This is a genomic window from Terriglobia bacterium (assembly GCA_020073185.1).
Classification (GTDB): Bacteria; Acidobacteriota; Terriglobia; order Terriglobales; family Acidobacteriaceae; genus JAIQGF01.
This window is the reverse complement of record JAIQFT010000047.1, coordinates 1-19187: the sequence shown is the minus strand read 5'-3', so window position 1 is coordinate 19187 and position 19187 is coordinate 1. Positions and strand designations below refer to the sequence as shown.

General features: G+C 62.2%; 18 protein-coding genes, 1 tRNA gene and 1 pseudogene. 7 read left to right on the top strand and 13 right to left on the bottom strand.

The window, feature by feature from the left end:
• Position 1 precedes the first annotated feature (1 nt).
• The 4 genes from LAN64_15575 to LAN64_15560 all read right to left on the bottom strand — a co-directional run bounded on the left by LAN64_15575 (position 2) and on the right by LAN64_15560 (position 3786).
• The gene (locus tag LAN64_15575) at positions 2 to 1765 is read right to left on the bottom strand and encodes an ABC transporter ATP-binding protein/permease (GenBank protein ID MBZ5569257.1); all 1764 of its coding nucleotides are present in this window, start codon (positions 1763 to 1765) and stop codon (positions 2 to 4) included.
• 126 nt (positions 1766 to 1891) lie between these two features.
• Positions 1892 to 2386, bottom strand: coding sequence for a cytochrome c (locus tag LAN64_15570; GenBank protein MBZ5569256.1), 495 nt, complete (start codon positions 2384 to 2386; stop codon positions 1892 to 1894).
• Between the two features lie 56 nt (positions 2387 to 2442).
• Positions 2443 to 2805, bottom strand: a complete 363-nt coding sequence (locus LAN64_15565; GenBank protein ID MBZ5569255.1) for a cupredoxin domain-containing protein — start codon at positions 2803 to 2805, stop codon at positions 2443 to 2445.
• Between the two features lie 9 nt (positions 2806 to 2814).
• Positions 2815 to 3786 (bottom strand): metallophosphoesterase, encoded by a 972-nt coding sequence (locus tag LAN64_15560; protein MBZ5569254.1) that lies wholly within the window; start codon positions 3784 to 3786, stop codon positions 2815 to 2817.
• Positions 3787 to 3903: 117 nt separating this feature from the next.
• On the opposite strand from LAN64_15560, the gene LAN64_15555 reads away from it, so the two are divergent.
• Together LAN64_15555 and LAN64_15550 are read left to right on the top strand one after the other, a co-directional pair.
• A complete protein-coding gene (locus LAN64_15555; protein MBZ5569253.1) occupies positions 3904 to 4458 on the top strand; it encodes a sigma-70 family RNA polymerase sigma factor in 555 nt (184 codons plus the stop codon).
• Between the two features lie 9 nt (positions 4459 to 4467).
• On the top strand, positions 4468 to 5223 hold the full coding sequence (locus tag LAN64_15550; GenBank protein ID MBZ5569252.1) for an anti-sigma factor: 756 nt from the start codon (positions 4468 to 4470) through the stop codon (positions 5221 to 5223).
• Positions 5224 to 5225: 2 nt separating this feature from the next.
• Here LAN64_15550 and lptF read toward each other — a convergent pair whose 3' ends face one another.
• Positions 5226 to 7547, bottom strand: coding sequence for an LPS export ABC transporter permease LptF (gene lptF / locus LAN64_15545; GenBank protein ID MBZ5569251.1), 2322 nt, complete (start codon positions 7545 to 7547; stop codon positions 5226 to 5228).
• A gap of 173 nt (positions 7548 to 7720) precedes the next feature.
• Here lptF and LAN64_15540 point away from each other — a divergent pair, with 173 nt between their 5' ends.
• Positions 7721 to 10003, top strand: a complete 2283-nt coding sequence (locus LAN64_15540) for a glycoside hydrolase (protein MBZ5569250.1) — start codon at positions 7721 to 7723, stop codon at positions 10001 to 10003.
• Positions 10004 to 10050: 47 nt separating this feature from the next.
• Here the strand turns inward: LAN64_15540 and LAN64_15535 are convergent, their stop codons facing one another.
• From LAN64_15535 to LAN64_15520, 4 genes are read right to left on the bottom strand one after another with little or no spacing between them, the layout of a single operon-like run.
• Entirely contained in the window at positions 10051 to 10842 is a 792-nt protein-coding gene (locus LAN64_15535) for a hypothetical protein (GenBank protein ID MBZ5569249.1), read from the bottom strand.
• An 11-nt stretch (positions 10843 to 10853) separates the two neighbouring features.
• Positions 10854 to 11585, bottom strand: a complete 732-nt coding sequence (locus LAN64_15530; protein ID MBZ5569248.1) for a hypothetical protein — start codon at positions 11583 to 11585, stop codon at positions 10854 to 10856.
• On the bottom strand, positions 11582 to 11926 hold the full coding sequence (locus LAN64_15525) for a redoxin domain-containing protein (protein ID MBZ5569247.1): 345 nt from the start codon (positions 11924 to 11926) through the stop codon (positions 11582 to 11584). Before LAN64_15525 ends, LAN64_15530 begins: the two co-directional genes overlap by 4 nt.
• Positions 11927 to 11944: 18 nt before the next feature.
• Entirely contained in the window at positions 11945 to 12091 is a 147-nt protein-coding gene (locus LAN64_15520) for a hypothetical protein (GenBank protein ID MBZ5569246.1), read from the bottom strand.
• 300 nt (positions 12092 to 12391) lie between these two features.
• Here LAN64_15520 and eno point away from each other — a divergent pair, with 300 nt between their 5' ends.
• A complete protein-coding gene (gene eno / locus LAN64_15515; protein ID MBZ5569245.1) occupies positions 12392 to 13702 on the top strand; it encodes a phosphopyruvate hydratase in 1311 nt (436 codons plus the stop codon).
• Positions 13703 to 13735: 33 nt separating this feature from the next.
• Here the strand turns inward: eno and LAN64_15510 are convergent, their stop codons facing one another.
• The 3 genes from LAN64_15510 to LAN64_15500 all read right to left on the bottom strand — a co-directional run bounded on the left by LAN64_15510 (position 13736) and on the right by LAN64_15500 (position 15074).
• Complete coding sequence (locus LAN64_15510; protein ID MBZ5569244.1) at positions 13736 to 14530, bottom strand: hypothetical protein; 795 nt, start codon at positions 14528 to 14530, stop codon at positions 13736 to 13738.
• A gap of 64 nt (positions 14531 to 14594) precedes the next feature.
• Positions 14595 to 14804, bottom strand: coding sequence for a hypothetical protein (locus LAN64_15505; protein ID MBZ5569243.1), 210 nt, complete (start codon positions 14802 to 14804; stop codon positions 14595 to 14597).
• A 51-nt stretch (positions 14805 to 14855) separates the two neighbouring features.
• Complete coding sequence (locus LAN64_15500) at positions 14856 to 15074, bottom strand: DUF2934 domain-containing protein (protein ID MBZ5569242.1); 219 nt, start codon at positions 15072 to 15074, stop codon at positions 14856 to 14858.
• Positions 15075 to 15295: 221 nt separating this feature from the next.
• Between LAN64_15500 and gpmI the strand changes: the two genes are divergently transcribed.
• The 3 genes from gpmI (at position 15296) to LAN64_15485 (ending at position 18141) form a co-directional block, all read left to right on the top strand.
• Positions 15296 to 16906 (top strand): 2,3-bisphosphoglycerate-independent phosphoglycerate mutase, encoded by a 1611-nt coding sequence (gene gpmI, locus LAN64_15495; protein MBZ5569241.1) that lies wholly within the window; start codon positions 15296 to 15298, stop codon positions 16904 to 16906.
• Positions 16907 to 17034: 128 nt separating this feature from the next.
• Positions 17035 to 18021, top strand: coding sequence for a D-2-hydroxyacid dehydrogenase (locus LAN64_15490; protein MBZ5569240.1), 987 nt, complete (start codon positions 17035 to 17037; stop codon positions 18019 to 18021).
• Positions 18022 to 18064: 43 nt separating this feature from the next.
• A tRNA-Met gene (locus LAN64_15485) sits at positions 18065 to 18141 on the top strand.
• Between the two features lie 102 nt (positions 18142 to 18243).
• Here LAN64_15485 and LAN64_15480 read toward each other — a convergent pair.
• Positions 18244 to 18462, bottom strand: a pseudogene (locus tag LAN64_15480) (tyrosine-type recombinase/integrase).
• Positions 18463 to 19187 lie beyond the last annotated feature (725 nt).

Here is a 19187-nt window from a genome sequence, read left to right as displayed (position 1 = left end):
CTTAGACCGTTTCCAACTCCTCTTCGAGCAACTGCTTGTTGTAGAGGTCGGTGTAGTAGCCGTTGAGCGAGAGCAGCTCTTCGTGCGTGCCCAACTCGACGATGCGGCCGTCGAACAGGACGGCGATACGGTCGGCGTTGCGCACAGTGGAGACGCGGTGGGAGATGAAAATAGTGGTGCGGCCGCGCATCACTTCGTGCAGGTGGTTAAGGATTTTCTCTTCCGTGTAGGTATCGACGCTGGAGAGCGCGTCGTCGAGCACCAGGATGCGCGGATCGCGAATGAGAGCGCGGGCGATCGCGGTGCGCTGTTTTTGTCCTCCCGACAAGGTGATGCCGCGCTCGCCGACCATGGTGTTGTACTTCTCGGGAAAGCCCTCGATTTCCTGGGCCATATTGGCGCCCTCGGCGGCTTGACGCACGGCGAGGTCGGTAGCCGATTCCACGCCGAAGGCTATGTTTTCCCGTACTGCGTCGCTGAAAAGAAACGTTTCCTGCGGCACGAAGCCGATATTCTTGCGCAGCCAGGCCAGGGGATACTCGCGGATAGGACGGCCGTCAACCAGGACCGAGCCTTCGGAGGCGTCGTAAACGCGGGGAATCAGGCTGACCAGAGTGGATTTGCCGGAGCCGGTCGGGCCGACGATGGCCAGGCTGCTGCCGCCGGGAATGGTGAGATTGATGCCCTTCAACACCGGCGTGCCGTTGTAACTGAAATTCAAGTTGCGGAATTCGAGTTCGCCGTGGATCGGAAGCGCACTCTCGGGAAATTGCGCTCCATCGCCATGGACAAATGCGACATCGGCGATTTCGGGCTGCTGCTGAAAGATTTCATCGATGCGCGCCATGGAAGCGGTGCCGCGCTGGAAGATGTTGATCACCCATCCGAGCGCAATCACCGGCCAGGTGAGTTGCACCATGTAGGTGTTGAAGGCGACGAAGCTGCCGACGGTCATGCGGCCCAGCAGCACTTCGCGCCCACCCAGCCAGAGCACCAGGACAACCGCGAAGCCGAGCAGAAATTCCAGGGTCGGCCACAGCATGCCCATCAGCCGCACCAGCCTGAGACTGCGGCGGATGTATTCCTGGTTCGCCTTTTCGAAGCTGGCGATCTCCGCGTCTTCCTGGGCGAAGGCGCGAAGGATGCGCGCGCCGGAGAAGTTTTCCTGTGCGTGGGCGGAGATCTCGGAAAACATGGCCTGGATGCGCTCGAAGCGCTCGTGAATACGCCTCCCAAAATACTGCACGATGATGCTGACGATGGGCAGCGGCGCGAAAGCATAGAGCGTGAGGCGCGGGCTGAGGGTGATCATGAATGCCAGCGCGCCGACCGTGAACACCAGGGTGTTGGCCGAGTACATGATCGCGGGGCCGAGCAACATGCGCACCGCGTTCAGGTCGTTGGTGGCCTTGGCCATGATGTCGCCGGTGCGGGTGCGCTGGTAATAAGAGTAGGAAAGCTGTTCCAGATGGCGGAACAGGTCGTTGCGCAGGTCGAATTCGATGTCGCGCGAGATGCCGATGACGATCCAACGGGTCAGAAAGCGGAAGACACCCTTGACCACGGTGACGGCGATCAACACCAGCGCCCATTGCAGCAGCTTCTGGCGCGTGATGCCGGCTCGCAGGTCATCGAATGCGCGCCCGATCACCAGCGGGAACAGTATCCAGGTGCCGTTGTCCAGCAACACCGAAAGCGTGCCGAGGAGGTAGCCGCGGCGGTACTTCCTCACGTACGGGAACAGAGGTCGGAGTCGCTTGATCATGGACGAGATATAGATGTGATTCTAGCAGCCCAGGGTGCGAGGAAGGGCTTCCGGCTTCGCGCTGCAGGTTTCAGGAAAGGCCACTGTCGAGATCGAGGTCGAGTCGATACTTCGTTGGCCCGCGAATCAGGGATTCTTAGGTTGTGGGAGTTCGCCACCGTACATGGCGGGTTCGCCGAGGCTGCCCTTGACGGGCAGGTGACGCAGGAAGCTGACGATGGCCCACATCTCCTCGTCACGCAAAATGCCGTGCGCCGCGGGCATACCCGACGGGCTGAGCCCATGGGCGATTACCCACTTGAGCTGCCCGTCAGTGTATGCCTGCACCGGGGGGGAATTCAGATCCGGGACGGGTGGCGACATGGCGGCGGCGAAGGGCACGCCGGTGGCCTGCCCGTCGAGGCCGTGGCAGGCAGCGCAATAGGAGGAAAACACCTGGCGGCCACGCACCACGTTCTCCGGAGTCGGTGGCAACGGATTCTTTTCTTTGGCGCCGCCGACGGTGACGCGGCGCTTGAGCGTGGTCATGACCGCCGTTTCGGCGCGTCCCGGCGGGCTGACGCTGCAGGCGGTGAGCGCGAGTGCGACAACGATGAAGACCAGAGGCCGAAACACCCACATCTGCCAAACCCGGGCAGATGTCGAGCACCGACGTGCTGGGAGACGGCGGCACACGGTCACTCCACAACGACCTTCATGTTCATCGACGCGTGGTTCACGCCGCAAAAGTGATCGCAAATCAGCAGGTACGTGCCCGCGGTCTGCGGCGTCAGGTTGACCTCGGTGGTCTTGCCGGGCTCAATAATCTCGTCAATCTTCAGCGGCTTGAGAAAGAAGCCGTGGGTGACGTCGGCGGAGGTCAGCAGCAGCTTGACCGGTTCGCCTTTCTTGAGCGTGATCTGGTTGGGGTTGAATTCGAAACGCTTGGCGGTGATGTTGATGACCCGCGGCTGCTGCGCGCGCGTGCGATGCGGTGACAAGGCCGCGACGGCGAGCACGACCAGCGAGGCGAGCACGATTCGGCGGTAGTTGGAACGCATGACCCTCTCCTATAGCTTGGGCGATTTCAAAATCTGCTGGATCCCGTTCAGCCCCGAGTACTCGCGCAGCGTGAGCTCGACGTCCTGCACCGCGATGGGGCGTTGGGGCGCGGCACTGACCACACGGATGCCGAGATGCTTAAACGGCTGGTCCTTGTCGAACGGGTACGGCTTTTTGACCGGCGCGGTGGGCTCGGGGAAAGCGAAGATGAGGGAGCGCGCGGCGTAGTTGTGAACGTGACCTTCGACGTGTTCGTCGTCGCGGTGAATGTGGCCGTAGAGCACGGTGACGTTGTCGTAGGCCTGCAGGACGTTCATGACATCATCGCCGTCGCTGGTGAACCACTCCCACTCCGGCTTGAGATCGAAGAGCGGCCGATGCGTGAAGAGCACGATGGGCGTGGACTTGGAGAACCGCGCCAGGTCGCTCTTCAGCCAGGCGATTTGCTCCGAACCGACCTCGGGCTTGGCGCGCGAGACGTTGTCGAGGGCGATAAAATGCACGCCGCGATGGTCGAAGGAATAGTGGGTCGGGCCGAAGACGTCGCGGAACAGGGCGCCGCCGTCGAGTCCGGCATCGTGCTCGCCGGGCACGCACATCAGTTTTTTCGTATGCAGGCGGCCGGCGATCTCGCGGAAGGTCTGCATGCGCTTGGAGTGGACGTCTTTGTCCTCGCTGTCGTGGGTCAGATCGCCGGTGAAGAGCACCAGGTCAGGCTGCTGCGGCAGGGCGTTGACCGTCTCGACCGCGCGTTCGAACGCCTTGGTGCCCAGCGGGTCGGGCGGGCCGTTGAAGCCGACGTGCGCGTCGCTGAGTTGCACGAAGGAAAAAGGTGTAACCGCTTCGCCGCTGTGGCGTCCAAGCAAGCGGAAGGCCTCGGCGGCTTCGGCGGAGGCCAGCGGCGCCACCTGGTAGAGGACGCCAATGCCGATGGCGGCGCCGGAAATTTTCAGGAACGAACGGCGTTCGAGGTCTTTCATGGTTCCTCCCGGTTGTGGGATATCGGGATGTAGAACCGTCCGACCGCCGATTTATTCCCGCGGCGCGAAAAAAAATCGGGAATAAAATTCAAGCTCGACCGTTAGCATAGGTGGAACTTGCCGGACGCCGGAAAAAATGCGGAGTTCGAAGCGCTGGCCCTGCCCTTGTTCGATTCGCTCTATAACTTCGCGCACTGGCTGGCGCAGGACCGTCAGGACGCCGAGGACCTGGTGCAGGAAACCTATGCCAAAGCGCTGAAGGGCTTCGGCTCGTTCCGGCCGGGCACGAATTTCCGCGCCTGGATGTTCAAAATCCTGCGCAACACGTTCCTGACCTCGCGCGCCGGGTTGAGCTATGCGAACTCAATGCCGCTGGAGCCCGGCGACGAGGAACGTTTGCCGCCGGCGACCTCGCACACGCCGGAGACGCTGGTGATCACGCAGGACCTCGGCGAGGCGCTGCAGCAGGCGATCGAGGCCCTACCGGTGCCGTTCCGCGAGGTGCTGTTGCTGGCCGACGTGGAGGAAATGTCGTACCGCGACATTTCAGAAACGCTGTCGATCCCGATCGGGACGGTGATGTCGAGGCTGGCGCGGGCGCGCAAGGCGGCGCGGCAGAAGCTGATCGAGTTCGGATACGAACAGAAGAAGGGAACGGCGTCGCGGCGATAGATGGAAGCCATGAACTGCGAAGGATGGAAAGAAAAACTCGATGCGTACGCCGACGGGGAACTCCCGCCGGAGACGACGCGCTCCATGGCCGAACATCTGTCGGGCTGTCCGGCGTGCACGGCGGAGATGGTGCAGATCGTGCAGCAAAAGCGGGTGACGGCGTCGGCGGGCAAGCGTTACAGCGCGCCTCCGGAATTGCGCGCACGCATCCGGCAGCAGATCGCGGCCAAGCCGGCGCGCGGCGGATGGCAATGGGCGCTGGGGCTCGCGCTGGCCGCTGTGGCCGTCATTGGGCTAGGACTGGCGATCATGCTGCCGTCACGCACGGCAGCGCGCAACCAGTTGATCGCCGGCGTGGTGGACCGCCACATCACCGCGCTGGCCAGCGCCTCGCCGGTGGACGTGGTCTCCAGTGACCGGCACACGGTCAAGCCGTGGTTCGCGGGCAAGCTGCCCTTCACCTTCAACCTGCCGGAACTCGCGGGTTCGCCGTTCACGCTGGACGGAGGGCGGATGGTTTATCTGGACAGCCGGCCGGGCGCGCATCTCATTTATGGCGTCCGCAAGCACCGGCTGTCGGTATTCATCCTGCAGGAGGGCGGGGACTTCTCGCGACTGCTGCCGACAGCGGCGGAACCGTGGCGCTCGCTGTCTTTTAATGTGACCAGTTGGAGCGCCGGCGGGCTGAGGTACTTCGTCGTAAGCGACGCAGCACCGGAGGACGTGAGCGCGCTGGCGGCGTTGCTGAAGCAGGCGAACAGCTAGTTCTAGGTGGGAACTTTCAGGATCATGTAGCCGCCCGCCAGCGCGAACAGCAGGTCCGGCGACCACGCGGCCAGCGCCGCGGGAAGCTGATTGGTGTTGCCCATCGCCTCAAACAAGCCGGAAACAATGAAATAGACCACGGCGATTCCGACCGCGATGGCCACTCCGGCCAGCGCGCCGCGGCGTCCGGCGGAGAGCGCAAACGGCACCGCCAACACCGCCATGACAAAGGTGGTGATCGGGAACGCGAACTTCTTTTGCAACTGGACACGCAGCTTGACCACATCGAAGCCGCTCTGCCGCAGGTCGTGGATGTAGTTGTTCAGCTCCTCGTAATTCATCTCCGACGACTGTTTCACTTCCTTCTTGAAGTACGAGGGCGGTTCGCCGAGCTCGGCAAACGTTTCGACGTCAAAAGGCTGGTAGCTCTGGATGGCGGAGCCGCGGAAGGAGCGCGTCCAGCCCTGCTCGAAGACCCACTTCTGCAGCGTATCCGACCAGTGCGCGCGGGTGGCGTAGATGCGCTTGGTCAGTTCAAAGGTCTTGGGCTCGAACTCAAACACCGAGATGCTGCCGAAGCGGTTCCCGTCGGCATCAAAGAACTCGTAGTAATAAATGTCGGAGTGCTGGCCGAAGATCCATTTGCGGTCGGGGCGCAGGAAGGTCTGCGCCGGCTTGCCCTTGATCTGGTTGCGCAGGGCGTCCTGCCGCTTGTTGGCGTGGGGCAGGTAGAACTGGTCGAAGAAAAACAGCCCGGTGGAGAGGATGGCGGCGATCACCATCACCGGCAGGATCGCGCGATAGATGCTAATGCCGGTGGCCTTCATCGCAGTGATCTCGTTGGCCTTCTGCATCGGTCCGAAGGTGACCAGCACCGCCAGCAGCACGCTGATGTGGGTAGTGTTGTAGATGAAGTAGGGCGTAACGTTGATCAGGTACTGCCCGACCATGATTAGCGGAACGCGGTTGCGCACGATGTCGCCCAGCAGCTCGAAAAAGGTGAATACCAGCAGCAGCACCAGGAAGGTGCCGAGGATCATCCCGAGATAGAGAAAGAAGTCGCGCAGGATGTAGTCGTCAATGATGAGCGGGAAGCGCGCGCTGAACATGCGCTTGCGGCTGGCGGCGCGCTCGAACGCTCCACCCTCGCCGTGCGCGGACACCGGAACCGTCACCTTCACTTTGCCAAGCAGCTCGGACGACCAGGCGCGCAGGGAAACGATGTTGAGCGGCATACGCTCGGAGCGCCACAACAGAAACAGCCCGCCGACCAGGAAGACGATGGTGCCCAGCCAGAGGCCGAGTGCGACCGACATCTTGCCCTGGCGCGCCATGGACAGTCCTGCCAGGGAGAGGAAGTAATACAGAAATACCAGCCCGATGGTGAGCACGAAGCCGGCGCTCTTGCCGCCCTTTTTCGCGGAAAGCCCCAGCGGAATTCCCACCAGCGCGAGCACGATGCAGGCGGTGGGCAGCGCCAGGCGGCGATGGAACTCGATGGCGTAGGCGCGGCTCTGCGGCCCGTTGTCGCGGACGCGCTCCAGCAGTTCGCTGGTGCTCATCTCGGCCGCGGGAGCGACCGCGCCGGCCTGCCGCTGCACTACGGGAAGCGAAAGGGTCATGTCGGTTTCGGCGAAGGTGGAGATGGCGTACTGTTCCGGCTGGCGGGGCGCTGTTTCGTGCTGCGAGCCGTTCTCCAGGTGCAGGCGAAACTTGTCCTGTCCCTCGCTGACCGCCACGCCCGACTGCGCCAAGGTGATCCTGGGCGCCGACGGGTTGGTAATGTCGGCGACGAACACCTCTTTCCACAGCGCCGTGCGCTGAGCGCTGCTGGCGTCCTGGACGTAGAGGACAAGGTTCTTGAAGTCCTCGTAGAAGACGCGCGGCTGGATTTCAAATGACACCTGGCTGCTCTTCAGCTTGTTTTGCAGGCGTGCGAACGCGGCCGCCGAGCGCGGCGCGACAAACAGGTTGTTGGCCAGCGCCAGCACCCAGGCGATGATTACGAAAATGGCAAGAATGCGGACAAACGTTGCCGGGCCGATGCCGCTGGCGCGCATGGCGGTGACTTCGCTGTCGGCGGCCAGCCGGCTCAGGCCGATCAGGATTCCGACCAGCACTGCCATGGGGACGGTGACGGTGAGCGCGCCCGGCAAAGTGAAAAAGAAAATTTCGGCGACGCTGGGCAGCGGCGCGCTGTTGCGCACCACCAGTTCGAGGATGCGCTCAAGGTCCCGCAGAAAGATGACGAAGGTGAACACCGCCGCCGCGATCAGCGCGTGCGAGAGTACCTCGCCCAGAATGTAGCGGGTCAGGATGCGCATGGTGTCGCCAGGAATCGGCTCTTGCGACGAGTCCCGAGGCTCAGTCTAGCACGGGGTTTTGCCTCCAACGCCTCGCGTGCATTACTCTTTACTGCTCATGATCGACGGTAGATTACAATGAACCTTACTCCGCCCGGCCTTGCCTTCTGGCCCCTGGCCGCTGGTCACTGACCATGCCCACTCTGCGCGTCGCAATTCTCTGGCACATGCACCAGCCCTTCTACAAGGACCTAGTGACGGGAGAGTACCGCCTGCCATGGGTGCGGATGCACGGGCTCAAGGATTACTACGGCATGGTCAAGCTGCTGGACGAATTCCCCCATGTCCACCAGACCTTCAACCTGGTGCCCTCGCTGATCACGCAGATCGAGGACTACGTCGCCGGCAGCGCGCACGATCCTTTTCTCAACGTCGCCACCAAGCCTGCGGAAGAGCTCTCGCCGGAGGAGCGGCGCTTTGCGCTCGACTACCTTTTCTTTGCCAATCCCTTGCACATGATCGGGCGGTATCCGCGATATCGCGAGTTGTGGGATATGTTCCGCGGCGCCGGTCAGGATTCGCTGCGCGCGCAGCGCCTTCTCCAGATGCAGGACTTCACCGATCTCCAGGTGGTTTCGCAGCTAGCCTGGTTCGACGAATTCTTTCTGGAGCAGCCGGAGGTCGCGGCGCTGGTCAAGAAAGAGCGGAAGTACTCGCGACAGGACCAGGAACTCGTCACCGCCAAGCAGCGCGAGATCATGGCTGCCGTGCTGCCGGCGCACGCGGCGGCGTCCAAGCGCGGCCTGATCGAGATGTCGACCTCGCCGTTTTACCATCCCATCCTGCCGTTGGTATGCGATACCGGCCAGGGCGCGGTCTCGCATCCGGGCCTGCCGCTTCCGCAGAGTGCCTACCGTCATCCCGAGGACGCGCGCGAACAATTGGTACGCGGGCTCGACCTGCACCAGCGCGTGTTCGGCAAGCGTCCGCGCGGAGTGTGGCCGTCGGAGGGCAGCGTGTCGGAACAGGTGCTGGAGATCGCATCCCAGGCCGGCATTCGCTGGATGGCGACCGACGAAGGCGTGCTCGGGCGCACACTGGGCTACAACTTCGCCCGCGACGGGTTTGGTCAGCTCGGGCCTGGCGGTGCGGAGCGCCTCTACGCTCCGTACTTGTACGAGAAGGGTGCGACCCGCATGAACCTTGTCTTCCGCGACCACACGCTGTCGGACCTGATCGGCTTCGTGTACTCGGGGATGAACGCGCAGGACGCCGCCAACCACTTCATCGGCAGCATCAAGCGCGCGGCCGAGCCGGTGCTGCGGCAGGGAAGGGACGCGCTGGTGCCGATCATTCTGGATGGCGAAAACGCGTGGGAATACTACCCGCGCTCAGGCCGCGAATTTCTGCGCCGCGTCTACGACGCGCTGCAACGCGACCCGTGGCTGGAGGCGGTCACCGTCAGCGAGGCCATCGAGCGGCATCGCCACGCGCCCAAGATTGGCTCGCTGGTGCCGGGTTCCTGGATTAGCGCCAATTTCGACGTCTGGATCGGAGCGCCGGAGGACAACAAGGCGTGGGATTACCTGGCGGCGGCGCGCACGTTCTATGCGCAGGCTGCGCCAGCGGCGCCGGCGGAAAAGCGCCAACTCGCGTTCGAGGAAATCCTGATTGCCGAGGGCAGCGACTGGAACTGGTGGTATGGCCCGGAGCACCACTCCGCCAACGACCGCGACTTCGACGAACTCTATCGCAAGCACCTGTCGAACGTTTACCAAACGCTGGGCGCCGCGCCGCCGGTTTACCTGGCGCAGCCGATTGCCGGTGGAGTTGCGCGCCCCACGTTCGCGCCGCAGACAGCGTACATCCATCCGCGCGTGCGCGCCGACTTCACCCGCTACTTCGACTGGATCGGCGCTGCCATGTACACTGCCGACCGCCGAGCCGGCGCCATGCACGGCAAAGTCTTCCTGCTCGACGCCATCTATGCCGGGATCGATGAAGATTTTCTGTACGGCCGGTTGGATTTCATCGGCGGCATTCCGCAGGAAGACTTCGAGCTTATCGCAACCTGCGATCGCGCCGGTCCGGAGCAGCCAGCGGCGGCCGCGGCGCCCGGCGGCGCGCGACAGATGGTTACCGACAACGCTCCAGCATCGGTTCGCCTGGAATTGAAAATCAAGAACCGCGCGATCGCGTCGTGGCGGTTGCGCGCGGCGGATTCGGAAACCGAGATCGCCGGCTCCGGCGTTCCCGACAACAATACGGTGCGCGTGACGATGTACAAGAATTTCGAGTTCCAGATTCCGTTGGCGCTGCTCGGCGCCCGGGTTGGCCAGACTCTGCGCCTGCGCTACAGCCTGTGGCGCGACCGGCTGCCGGTGGATGCCTTGCCGGTGGAAGGCACGATGGACCTGGCCGTGATATCGGAAGACGAGATGTCGGCCGGGGCGATGAATTACAGCGCGTTCAGCTAAGCGGGGCTGCAGACCTCAGGCTGCCAGCTTCGGGCGCACAAGGCAACTCAGTATTTCCCGCTCACGCGGCTCCACTGCGGCGGGTCACCTTTCGCCGGACATGGGGCGCGGTACAGCTCCACCGTAAAGCGCGCCTTTTGGCCGGCGGGTGGAGGCAGGTGGTACACCACGCTGGCGCCGATCGATTTCGAAGGCAGATCGGTGTCGCAGGTGTCATCGTAGATCTGCCCAAAATCTTCGACGATTACCAACTTGTCTTTGTCGAATTCGACCAGCTTCGCGATCTCGATCAATTCGCCCTGCCCGGTATGGCCGTCCTGCAACAGCACTTCATTCTTGCCATCGCCATTCAGGTCGTACGACCGCAGGATTCCCGCGCCCATGGGAGCTTCAACATTGGTGGTCAACGTGCCCGCGGAGAACACCGCCAGGCGGCGGGTCGAGAAAACGGGGTCTCGGCTGCACTCTCCCACGTCAATCAGATACACGGTCTGTTGCAGTCCGGCGGCGGTGAAGGAGCCCTTGGCGGCGCCGCGAATCGTGGGAACAATCTGTCCCGGCTGATTTGCCTCCGCGCCGGCCTTGCACGCGCGCATGGCGGACAGGTAGGCGGGAAAGACGGCGGAAAGTATCTTCCGCGTGGTCACGGCGTCGAGCTTGGAGTCCGTGGCCGGATCAGGGGAGCGAAAATCGTAAAAAACTTTTTTGTCGAGGGAAGAGAACCCGCTGTTGGAGCGGGAATACGGCTCGCGCTGGCAGGCGGCGAGCGCCAGCACGAACCAAACAACGATGGTGAGTCGAAACAGCATGAGAGCGGCCAGGCGCGTGACCGCACTCATTGTAATCGCTGCTATTGGCCGGTGCCGCTTGCGCCCAGCGACATCGGACGGCTCAGTTCCATGATGATCTCGGTTCCCGCGGGCAGTTCGGCGGAACGCCGCTTCCAGAGCCAGTGCACCGCCGACGCGGTCGCGCCCACGCCGGCGCCGATCAGCGCGCCGTGTCCGCCGGCAATCACGCCGCCGGTAATGGCCCCGGCACCACTGGCAATCCCGGTCTGTTCCCAGTCACGACGGTCGTGGCCGCGGCCCTTGAGCTTGCCTTCGTCATTGACCTCCACCTCAGGCCGCGCGTCGGTGTCCACGATGACCGCGTTCAGCGCGTAGCGGTCGCCGCTGGGCATGATGACCGTCTCCGGTCGCAAGTCAATGGTCGGGGTACCGCGAATCCGGCGGCGCTCATCGGCGCGCGCGATCTTGCCCTCCAGTGCCGCGCCGACCGGAATGATCGTCCGCCCGTTCAGCGTCACCGCCTCGGTTACGCGGCCGGAGAAGCGATCACCGGCTTTGTTGGTACGGGTTGAGATCGGCGTCTCCAGCTTCATTGTTACCGTTGTTCCCGCAGGCAGAGCCGCCATGGGCTCCACACTGCTCGCCGCCGGAGAAATTGCGGCCAGGTCGGGTCTTTCCGCCGCGACCGCTGGAGTTTTGTCCCGCGTCCTGGCGGCGCTCGGTTTTTCGGTTTGCGCCGCCGCCAGCGCAGCCATTGCCACGCACAGAAGCAGTACCCATGCCTTGTTCATTTCGCCTCCTTCGGGATGGCCCGAAGCACTTCCAGAATTGCCTGTACCGGCATGCGGTCGCTCTGGCCCATGCCGACATAAATCATGCGAAGTGTTCCGCCGCGCTCCACCACGAACGTCGCCGGGTGCGCGATACGGAGCGCGTCCAACCCGATGGCGTGGTAAACGCCGTACGCCTTGGTGACGCGCCGATCTTCGTCGAGCAGGAATGGAAATGAGATCGGATGCTCAGCGAAATATTTTTCGGGATGGAACATCCCACCGCGCTTCTGGGCCGCGACGTACACCAGCGAGGTTCCCAGCGCCGTCAATTCTTCCTTGCTTGGCTCAACCTGAGCCATGCGCTGCACGCAGTTCGGTCACCAGGTGCCACGAAGAAATTCGACCACCACCGGCCCGCTCAGCAGCAGTTTCCCGAGCGACACTTCGCCCATTCCGTTCGCCGACGCGAGGGTAAACTCCGGCGCGCGATTCCCCACGTTCAGGGTGGAGCTGTGGTGCGTCACGGCTGCGACTTTAGATCACCGGCAAAACCGGCACAATAGCCTAAGAAATACCGGAATCAGGGGAGGTAACTGTGTCGATGGTCGAAGGGCGATGGCATTCCGCAGCAGCCTTGGAGGATCGTGTCACCCATCGACGTTCGTTATAATCGAGAGTTTTGGAGAAGCATGGCGAAGATCTATACAGGGACGGGTTATCTGACAGGGCGGCAGCTCTCGTTTTCACGGGAAGGTCCGCTTCCGGGTTACTACCCCGAGCGCGTCCCGGTGGCGGCCCACCCTTATCCGACGGAGAAATCATCCATGACCAACATCGCTGAAATTCACGGTCGCCAGGTGCTGGACTCACGCGGCAATCCCACGGTGGAAGCCGAGGTGTGGCTGTCCGGCGGCGCCGTCGGACGCGGCATCGTTCCCAGCGGCGCCTCCACCGGCGAGCACGAGGCAGTCGAACTGCGTGACGGCGACGCCAGCGCCTATGTGGGTGCGAGTGTGCTCAAGGCAGTGGAGAACGTGAACACAGATATCGCTGACGCGCTCGCCAATATGGATGCCGCCGAGCAGCAGGCGATCGACAACAAGATGATCGAACTCGACGGCACCGAGAACAAGGGACACCTGGGCGCCAACGCCATCCTTGCCGTCTCCATGGCCTGCGCGCGCGCCGCCGCCGAAGCCTTCAAACTGCCGCTCTATCGCTATCTCGGAGGGCTCAACGCCAATCTGCTGCCGTGCCCGATGATGAACATCCTCAACGGCGGCGCGCATGCCGACAACAACGTGGACTTTCAGGAATTCATGGTCATGCCAGTCGGCGCGGAGACGTTTGGGGAAGCGCTGCGCTGGGGCGTCGAGACCTTCCACGCGCTCCGGGGCGTGCTCAAGAAGCGCGGCTACAACACTTCCGTGGGCGACGAGGGTGGCTTCGCGCCCTCGCTGAAATCAAACGTCGAGGCCATCGAGGTGGTGTTGGAGGCGATTACACAGGCGGGCTACCGCGCCGGGGAGGACATCGCCATCGCGCTGGATCCCGCCAGCAGCGAGTTTTACCAGGACGGCAAGTACGTGTTTAAGAAATCGGATCAGTCGGTAAAAAGCTCCGACGACATGGTGCGCTACTGGGCAAAGTGGGTGCGCGATTACCCCATCGTTTCCCTGGAAGACGGACTCGCCGAGGACGACTGGGAAGGATGGGCGGCGTTGACCAAAGAAATTGGCGATCGAATCCAACTTGTGGGCGACGACATTTTTGTCACCAATCCGGAGCGGCTGGAGCGCGGCATTGACCTCGGCGTCGCCAATTCCATTCTGATCAAGGTGAACCAGATTGGCACGGTGAGCGAAACGCTCGACGCCATAGATCTGGCGCGGCGCAACGGCTACACCTATGTCATCTCGCACCGGTCGGGGGAGACCGAGGACACGTTTATCGCCGACCTGGCGGTCGCCACCGCCGCGGGCCAGATCAAGACCGGCTCCGCTTCGCGCACCGACCGCGTCTCCAAGTACAACCAGTTGCTGCGCATCGAAGAAGAACTCGGCGACGGCGCCCGCTTCCTGGGGCTGGAAGCGCTGAACTACCACGGCGAGTTGGCGGACGAAGCGGGAGCCTAAATCAGAAGATTGATTTCTGGGATGAACAGGCGGTTACGCGCGGGCCGCCCGGATGGCCCTCGTGGTGGCTCGTGCCTCGACGAGACGATTCGCGATGATGGTGTAAACGGAAGAGTTGTAAACCAGTCCGAGGTGCGTACCGGGGACTTCGAAGTCGTTCTCGTCGACTCCGGTGCGGCAATATCGCCAGTCCACGACTCCGTCCGCACGCGTGTAGATGGCGGTTCCCTTCACCGAAGCAGGCAATCTGTGGCGCAGCGAACTGACAAATTCGCAGGTGCAGCGTGCCGTGTAGCAGGCGGATAAAACCCGGCAGCCGTGCTCGTCGATGGTTTCCCTCCGGACTGACTCGGCGGCACACAGGATGCTCCGATGAGCCACGGTGCCACGGAACGGGGCAGCAAGAGTGATGACGGAGGCGATGTCTTCCGGTCGGGTGGCGGCAATGGAGCGGGCAATCACGCCGCCAAAACTATGCCCGATGAGATGGACCTTCCGCCCGGTTGCGGCGAGCGCCTTGTCGATGGTTGGAGTCAATCGCTCGCGCACCAGCAGATTCGGACATCCCGCATTAACCCCAATGCGCGAGAAGTATGCCCGGTACCCGATGCGATTAAGCCAATGATGCAAGTGACCCATCTGCGGGTCAGTACCGAGAAAGCACGGAATGAGCACCACGGCCGACCGGTCGCCGCGCGGTACGCCCAGCCCGTAAAAAACCGGGGCGGTGTGCAAAAGAAGGAGTTCGACTCCAAACAGAGCCTCTTTCCAGATCGAGATACCAGCTTCCGCGTGATCCTCTCGAAGTTGCCTTCTCAGATTAGGCATAGGCTAGCGCGCGTCGTCCTCGGGAATGCTTATCCGGCCGCTTTCCGGCGCCGGGATTCTCGACCTAAGTAAGGGTAGTTGGCCCCCCTTGGGCGGCGAAGGGGCACACCAATTCGTGCTCTTGCACGCTGGCCTTGGCGCGCTCCATATCAACCTGTTTAATCGCGGCAAATTCGGTGCTGACCCGATAGAACGCTGCCGAGCGGGCCTCGATGTACTCAGCGAGCGCCGCTTTGAGGGTTCGGTCGAGAGTCGTGCACTCCAAGCAATTCATAAATCCCTCCCGCGCTTCATGGAGCAGCATGGGTGGAGGTGGATCGCTTCTCTAACGCTGATGAGCGCGCATTTCCTGCTCGGCTCTGAGCCAGTCCTGCTCGGCCTGGCCATGCTCACGACCGCGGCTTTCAAACAGCTCATAAGCGCGCTCTCTGATCCGATTGGGCGATGGGACCGTGGCGGGTATAGATGTCTTTTTTGGAGGAGTGCTTTTCGGACTAGCAAATGTTGTCGGCTTCGGTTTTGGTGATGGCCTGAAATCGTACACGTCAACCTCCCGGATCAACTAAGAGGAAAAAGCTTCAGATGGGCTGACTTAGTTCAGAAGATCTGAAAGAGCAAAGGAAGTGCTCACTCAAGTTCGATCCTACCCCGTACTCCGCCACAAGTAAAGCAAGATAGTTTTCGCAGATGGACCGCGTTGAGCCCTGGATCGGCCATTCCGAGCGCCCCAGGGACGGCGCGCATCCATTACAATCCTCGCTAACCATGAATCGCCCCAAACCTCTCATCCTCGTCATCCTCGATGGCTGGGGCTACGCTCCCCCGTCCAAGGCCAACGCCATTTCCCTGGCGCGCAAGCCGACCTTCGACAGGCTCCTGACCGATTATCCCAATACCCTCATCTACACCAGCGGGCGCTTTGTCGGCCTGCCCGACGGGCAGATGGGCAACAGCGAGGTCGGACACCTCAACATCGGCGCCGGGCGGGTGGTGTACATGGACATCACCCGCATTGACCTGATGATCGAGAAGGGAGACCTATTCACGCATCCCGTCCTGCTTGGCGCCATGAAGCAGGCGCGCTTCGGTGGGCGCCGGCTGCACCTGTTCGGGCTGCTCTCCGACGGCGGGGTGCACTCGCACATCAATCATCTTTTTGCGCTCCTTCGCATGGCCAAGCAGAACGGCGTGGAGCGCGTTTTCGTCCACTGCTTCATGGATGGCCGCGACACGCTGCCCACCAGCGGCGCCGGATATATCGAACAGCTTCAGCAGAAAATGCGCGAGTACGGGGTCGGGAAAATCGCTTCCGTCGAGGGCCGCTACTATGCCATGGACCGCGACAAGCGCTGGGAGCGTGAGGCCAAGGCATTCAACGCCATGGCGAAAGGAATCGGCGAAGGTGGGCGCTACATCGATCCGGTGCAGGGCGTGAAGGAGTCGTACAACCGCAGTGTCACCGACGAGTTCGTTCTGCCCTTCGTAGTCACCGACAATCGCGGCGAGGCGCTGGCCACCCTGCGCGACGAAGACGCGTGCATCATGTTCAATTTCCGCGCCGACCGCGCCCGCCAGATCACGCGCGCCCTGGCCCGCGAGAGCAGACTGGCGCCCAACGGCGGGAGCGATCTCGCCGACGCTGCCGCACTCGACGCCACCATCCCGCGCAGCGAAGCGCCGAAGAACCTGCACTACGTGTGCATGACGCAATACGACCAGGCGTTTACACTGCCCTTCGTGGTGCCGCCGGAAGAACTGCACAACATCCTGGCGAACGTGATGGCGAACCTGAACCTGCGCAACCTGCGCGTCGCCGAATCCGAGAAGTACGCCCACGTCACTTATTTCTTTAACGGCGGCGTCGAGCAGCCGTTCCCCTGCGAGGAGCGCGCGCTGGTGCCCTCGCCCAGGGTTGCCACCTACGACCTCAAGCCGGAGATGAGTGCGCCCGGCATCGCCGAGACCGTCGTCAAGGCGGTGGAGAAAGGGGCGTTCGACGTCATCATCGTCAATTTCGCGAACGCCGACATGGTGGGGCACTCGGGGAAGATTCCACCCACCATCAAGGCGGTGGAAACCGTGGACGCCTGCCTGAGCGAGCTGTGCCGCGTCGTGCGCCAGAAGGGCGGCGCCATCATCGTCACTGCCGACCACGGCAACGCCGAGCAGATGATTGACCCCGCCACCGGCGGCCCCCACACCGCCCACACCACCAATCCCGTGCCACTCATCATCGTCAGCGAGGAAGGGAAGCGCTTCTCGTTGCGCCGGGACGGCGCCCTGCAGGACATCTCGCCGACCATCCTCGGCATGCTCGGCATCCCGCAACCGCAGGACATGACGGGCAAAGACCTGCGCATCCCACCGGGGACTTAGCCACCGAGAGCGCGGAGGGATATGAATTGTTGGAGCGCGGTCGCCCTCGACTGCGTTTTCCTTTGGGGACCTTTGCATGGTTTGCGGCTGATCTTTTATTCTCCGTGTCTCCGTGCCTCCGTGATCACATGAAAATCCTGATTGTGGTTTACCACCCGTTCGAGCTCTGGCAAGCGCCACCTTGGTTCGCCGATCGCCTGCGCAAAGACTTTCCCGGCCTCGAAGTCGTACAGCGGAAGGAATACGGCAACATCGAAAACGACCTGCGCGACACCGACATCGCCGTTACCTGGTCGCTCCGCTCCGAGCAACTGCGGGCCGCGCGGAAGCTGCGCTGGATTCATTCACCCGCTGCCGCAGTGCACGCGCTGATGCTCCCCGAGGTCGTTACCGGCGACATTGTGGTGACCAACGCGCGCGATGTTCACGGTCCGGTTGTCGCCGAGCATGTCATCGCGCTGGTGCTTGCCCTGGCGAAACGTCTTCCGTCGGCCTTCCGCTATCAGCAGCGGAGCCTGTGGGCGCAGGGCCAGATCTGGCGGGAGTTGCCCCACCCGCGCGAGATCGCCGGCGCGACGCTTGGCCTGGTCGGAGTGGGCAGCATCGGCCTGGAAACGGCAAAGCGTGCCGCCGGGCTCGGCATGAAGGTGATCGCCGTCCGCGAGCACGCCGATGAAGTAACGGATCCGTCGGTCACAAAGGTCTTTGGACCAGGTGGATTAGACGAGATGCTTCAAGGGTCGGATTACATCGTGCTCGCCGCTCCATTGACACCGCGCACGCGCGCCCTGATCAATCACGAGCGCCTGCGACAAATGAAAATCGACGCGTACCTGATCAACGTCAGCCGCGGCGCACTGGTCGATCAGGCCGCGCTGCTTGACGCTTTGCGCCAGCGCCGAATTGCCGGCGCTGCGCTGGATGTCTTCGAGCAAGAACCGCTGCCGCCGGATTCCCCGCTGTGGAAAACCGAGAATGTGGTCATCACGCCGCACAGCGCGGCCCTCACCGACAAACTTTGGGAGCGTCATTACGCACTTATTTCCGAGAACTTGCGCCGCTTCTTCACCGGCGCACCGCTGCTCAATGTGGTGGACAAGAAGCGCGGCTACTGAGGGCTGCATTTGACCATTACCACTCTCATTGCTATCATCGCAGTGCGGGGTGGAGCAGTCTGGTAGCTCGTTGGGCTCATAACCCAAAGGTCGGTGGTTCAAATCCACCCCCCGCAACCAAAGTTCTCGTTGAAAACACGGTAATTACGGAGGGGCTGCGAAAGTGGCCCCTTTTGCTTTTGGGCTGAATGTCCGTGTTCTGTCCGTGTTCTCAAATTTCCCCTACGCTCTCCCGATCAAGCGCGGCTGCTTTTCGTTGATCGTGGTCAGATAGGCTTGCGTGCACTGCATGGCGTCGCGCAGGTCCGCCTCGCTCACAATGTTGTAGCGGTCGAAGATGCTACGCGTTTTGTGACCGCTGATCGTCATAGCAACACGCTCCGGTACGCCGGCTCGAACCATGTTGCGAACCGCAGTGCGCCGGAAATCATGGAACAGGCGGCCCTCGTATTTCAGTTCGTCACGGTCCTCAGCGCACAGCCCCGATGACCTCGTCCGCATCCTCTAGTCGTAAGAATTTGTTCTGCCTATGAGCCGGCACCATTTCGACCATACAAGAAATCGGCTATTGGCCCGCGATCGCTGCCACTCGCCCGAGACTCTCTCCACAACCGCGAGATCTTTATCGCGGGCCACTGCTGTCCGGTTAAAACTCGAACAGAATCAGTTGGTTGAGATTTTCGGTGAAATTGGCGTCCTGATCGATCAGTCGGCAACTATCCGGTTCTTCGATTGTGACCGAATCAGTGCGTCGTTTTCAATTACTTCAATGCCTGCCTGTCTTTGCCGCAACACAGGAAGAAGGAGATTTGCATACGAGATCTGGAAGTAGTCGCCAGAGCATTTGAAATGACGGTTTCTCAGCTGCTGGCCTGCCTCTGAGCCTTACTGTCCCCTCCCGGCGCCGCACAGAGGCTCTGAGCAGGACGACTGTTCCGAAAACCCCGCGCAAATCAAGGCCGTAAGGGGCTGACTTTTCAACTTCAGAATTGGCGCTTGGCCCCGTTCGGAAATCACATATTTCTGATAGAGGGGTATCTATTTAGCTCAGGTAACCCCAATGGGTTGTGGTTTCAGCTCCGGCCCGCCTGAGCCGACCGGACTATCGCCTTGTAAGTTGTTGGCTCCACGGCAGCGGCCTGCTGGACAAGGCGGAAGAACAGCTT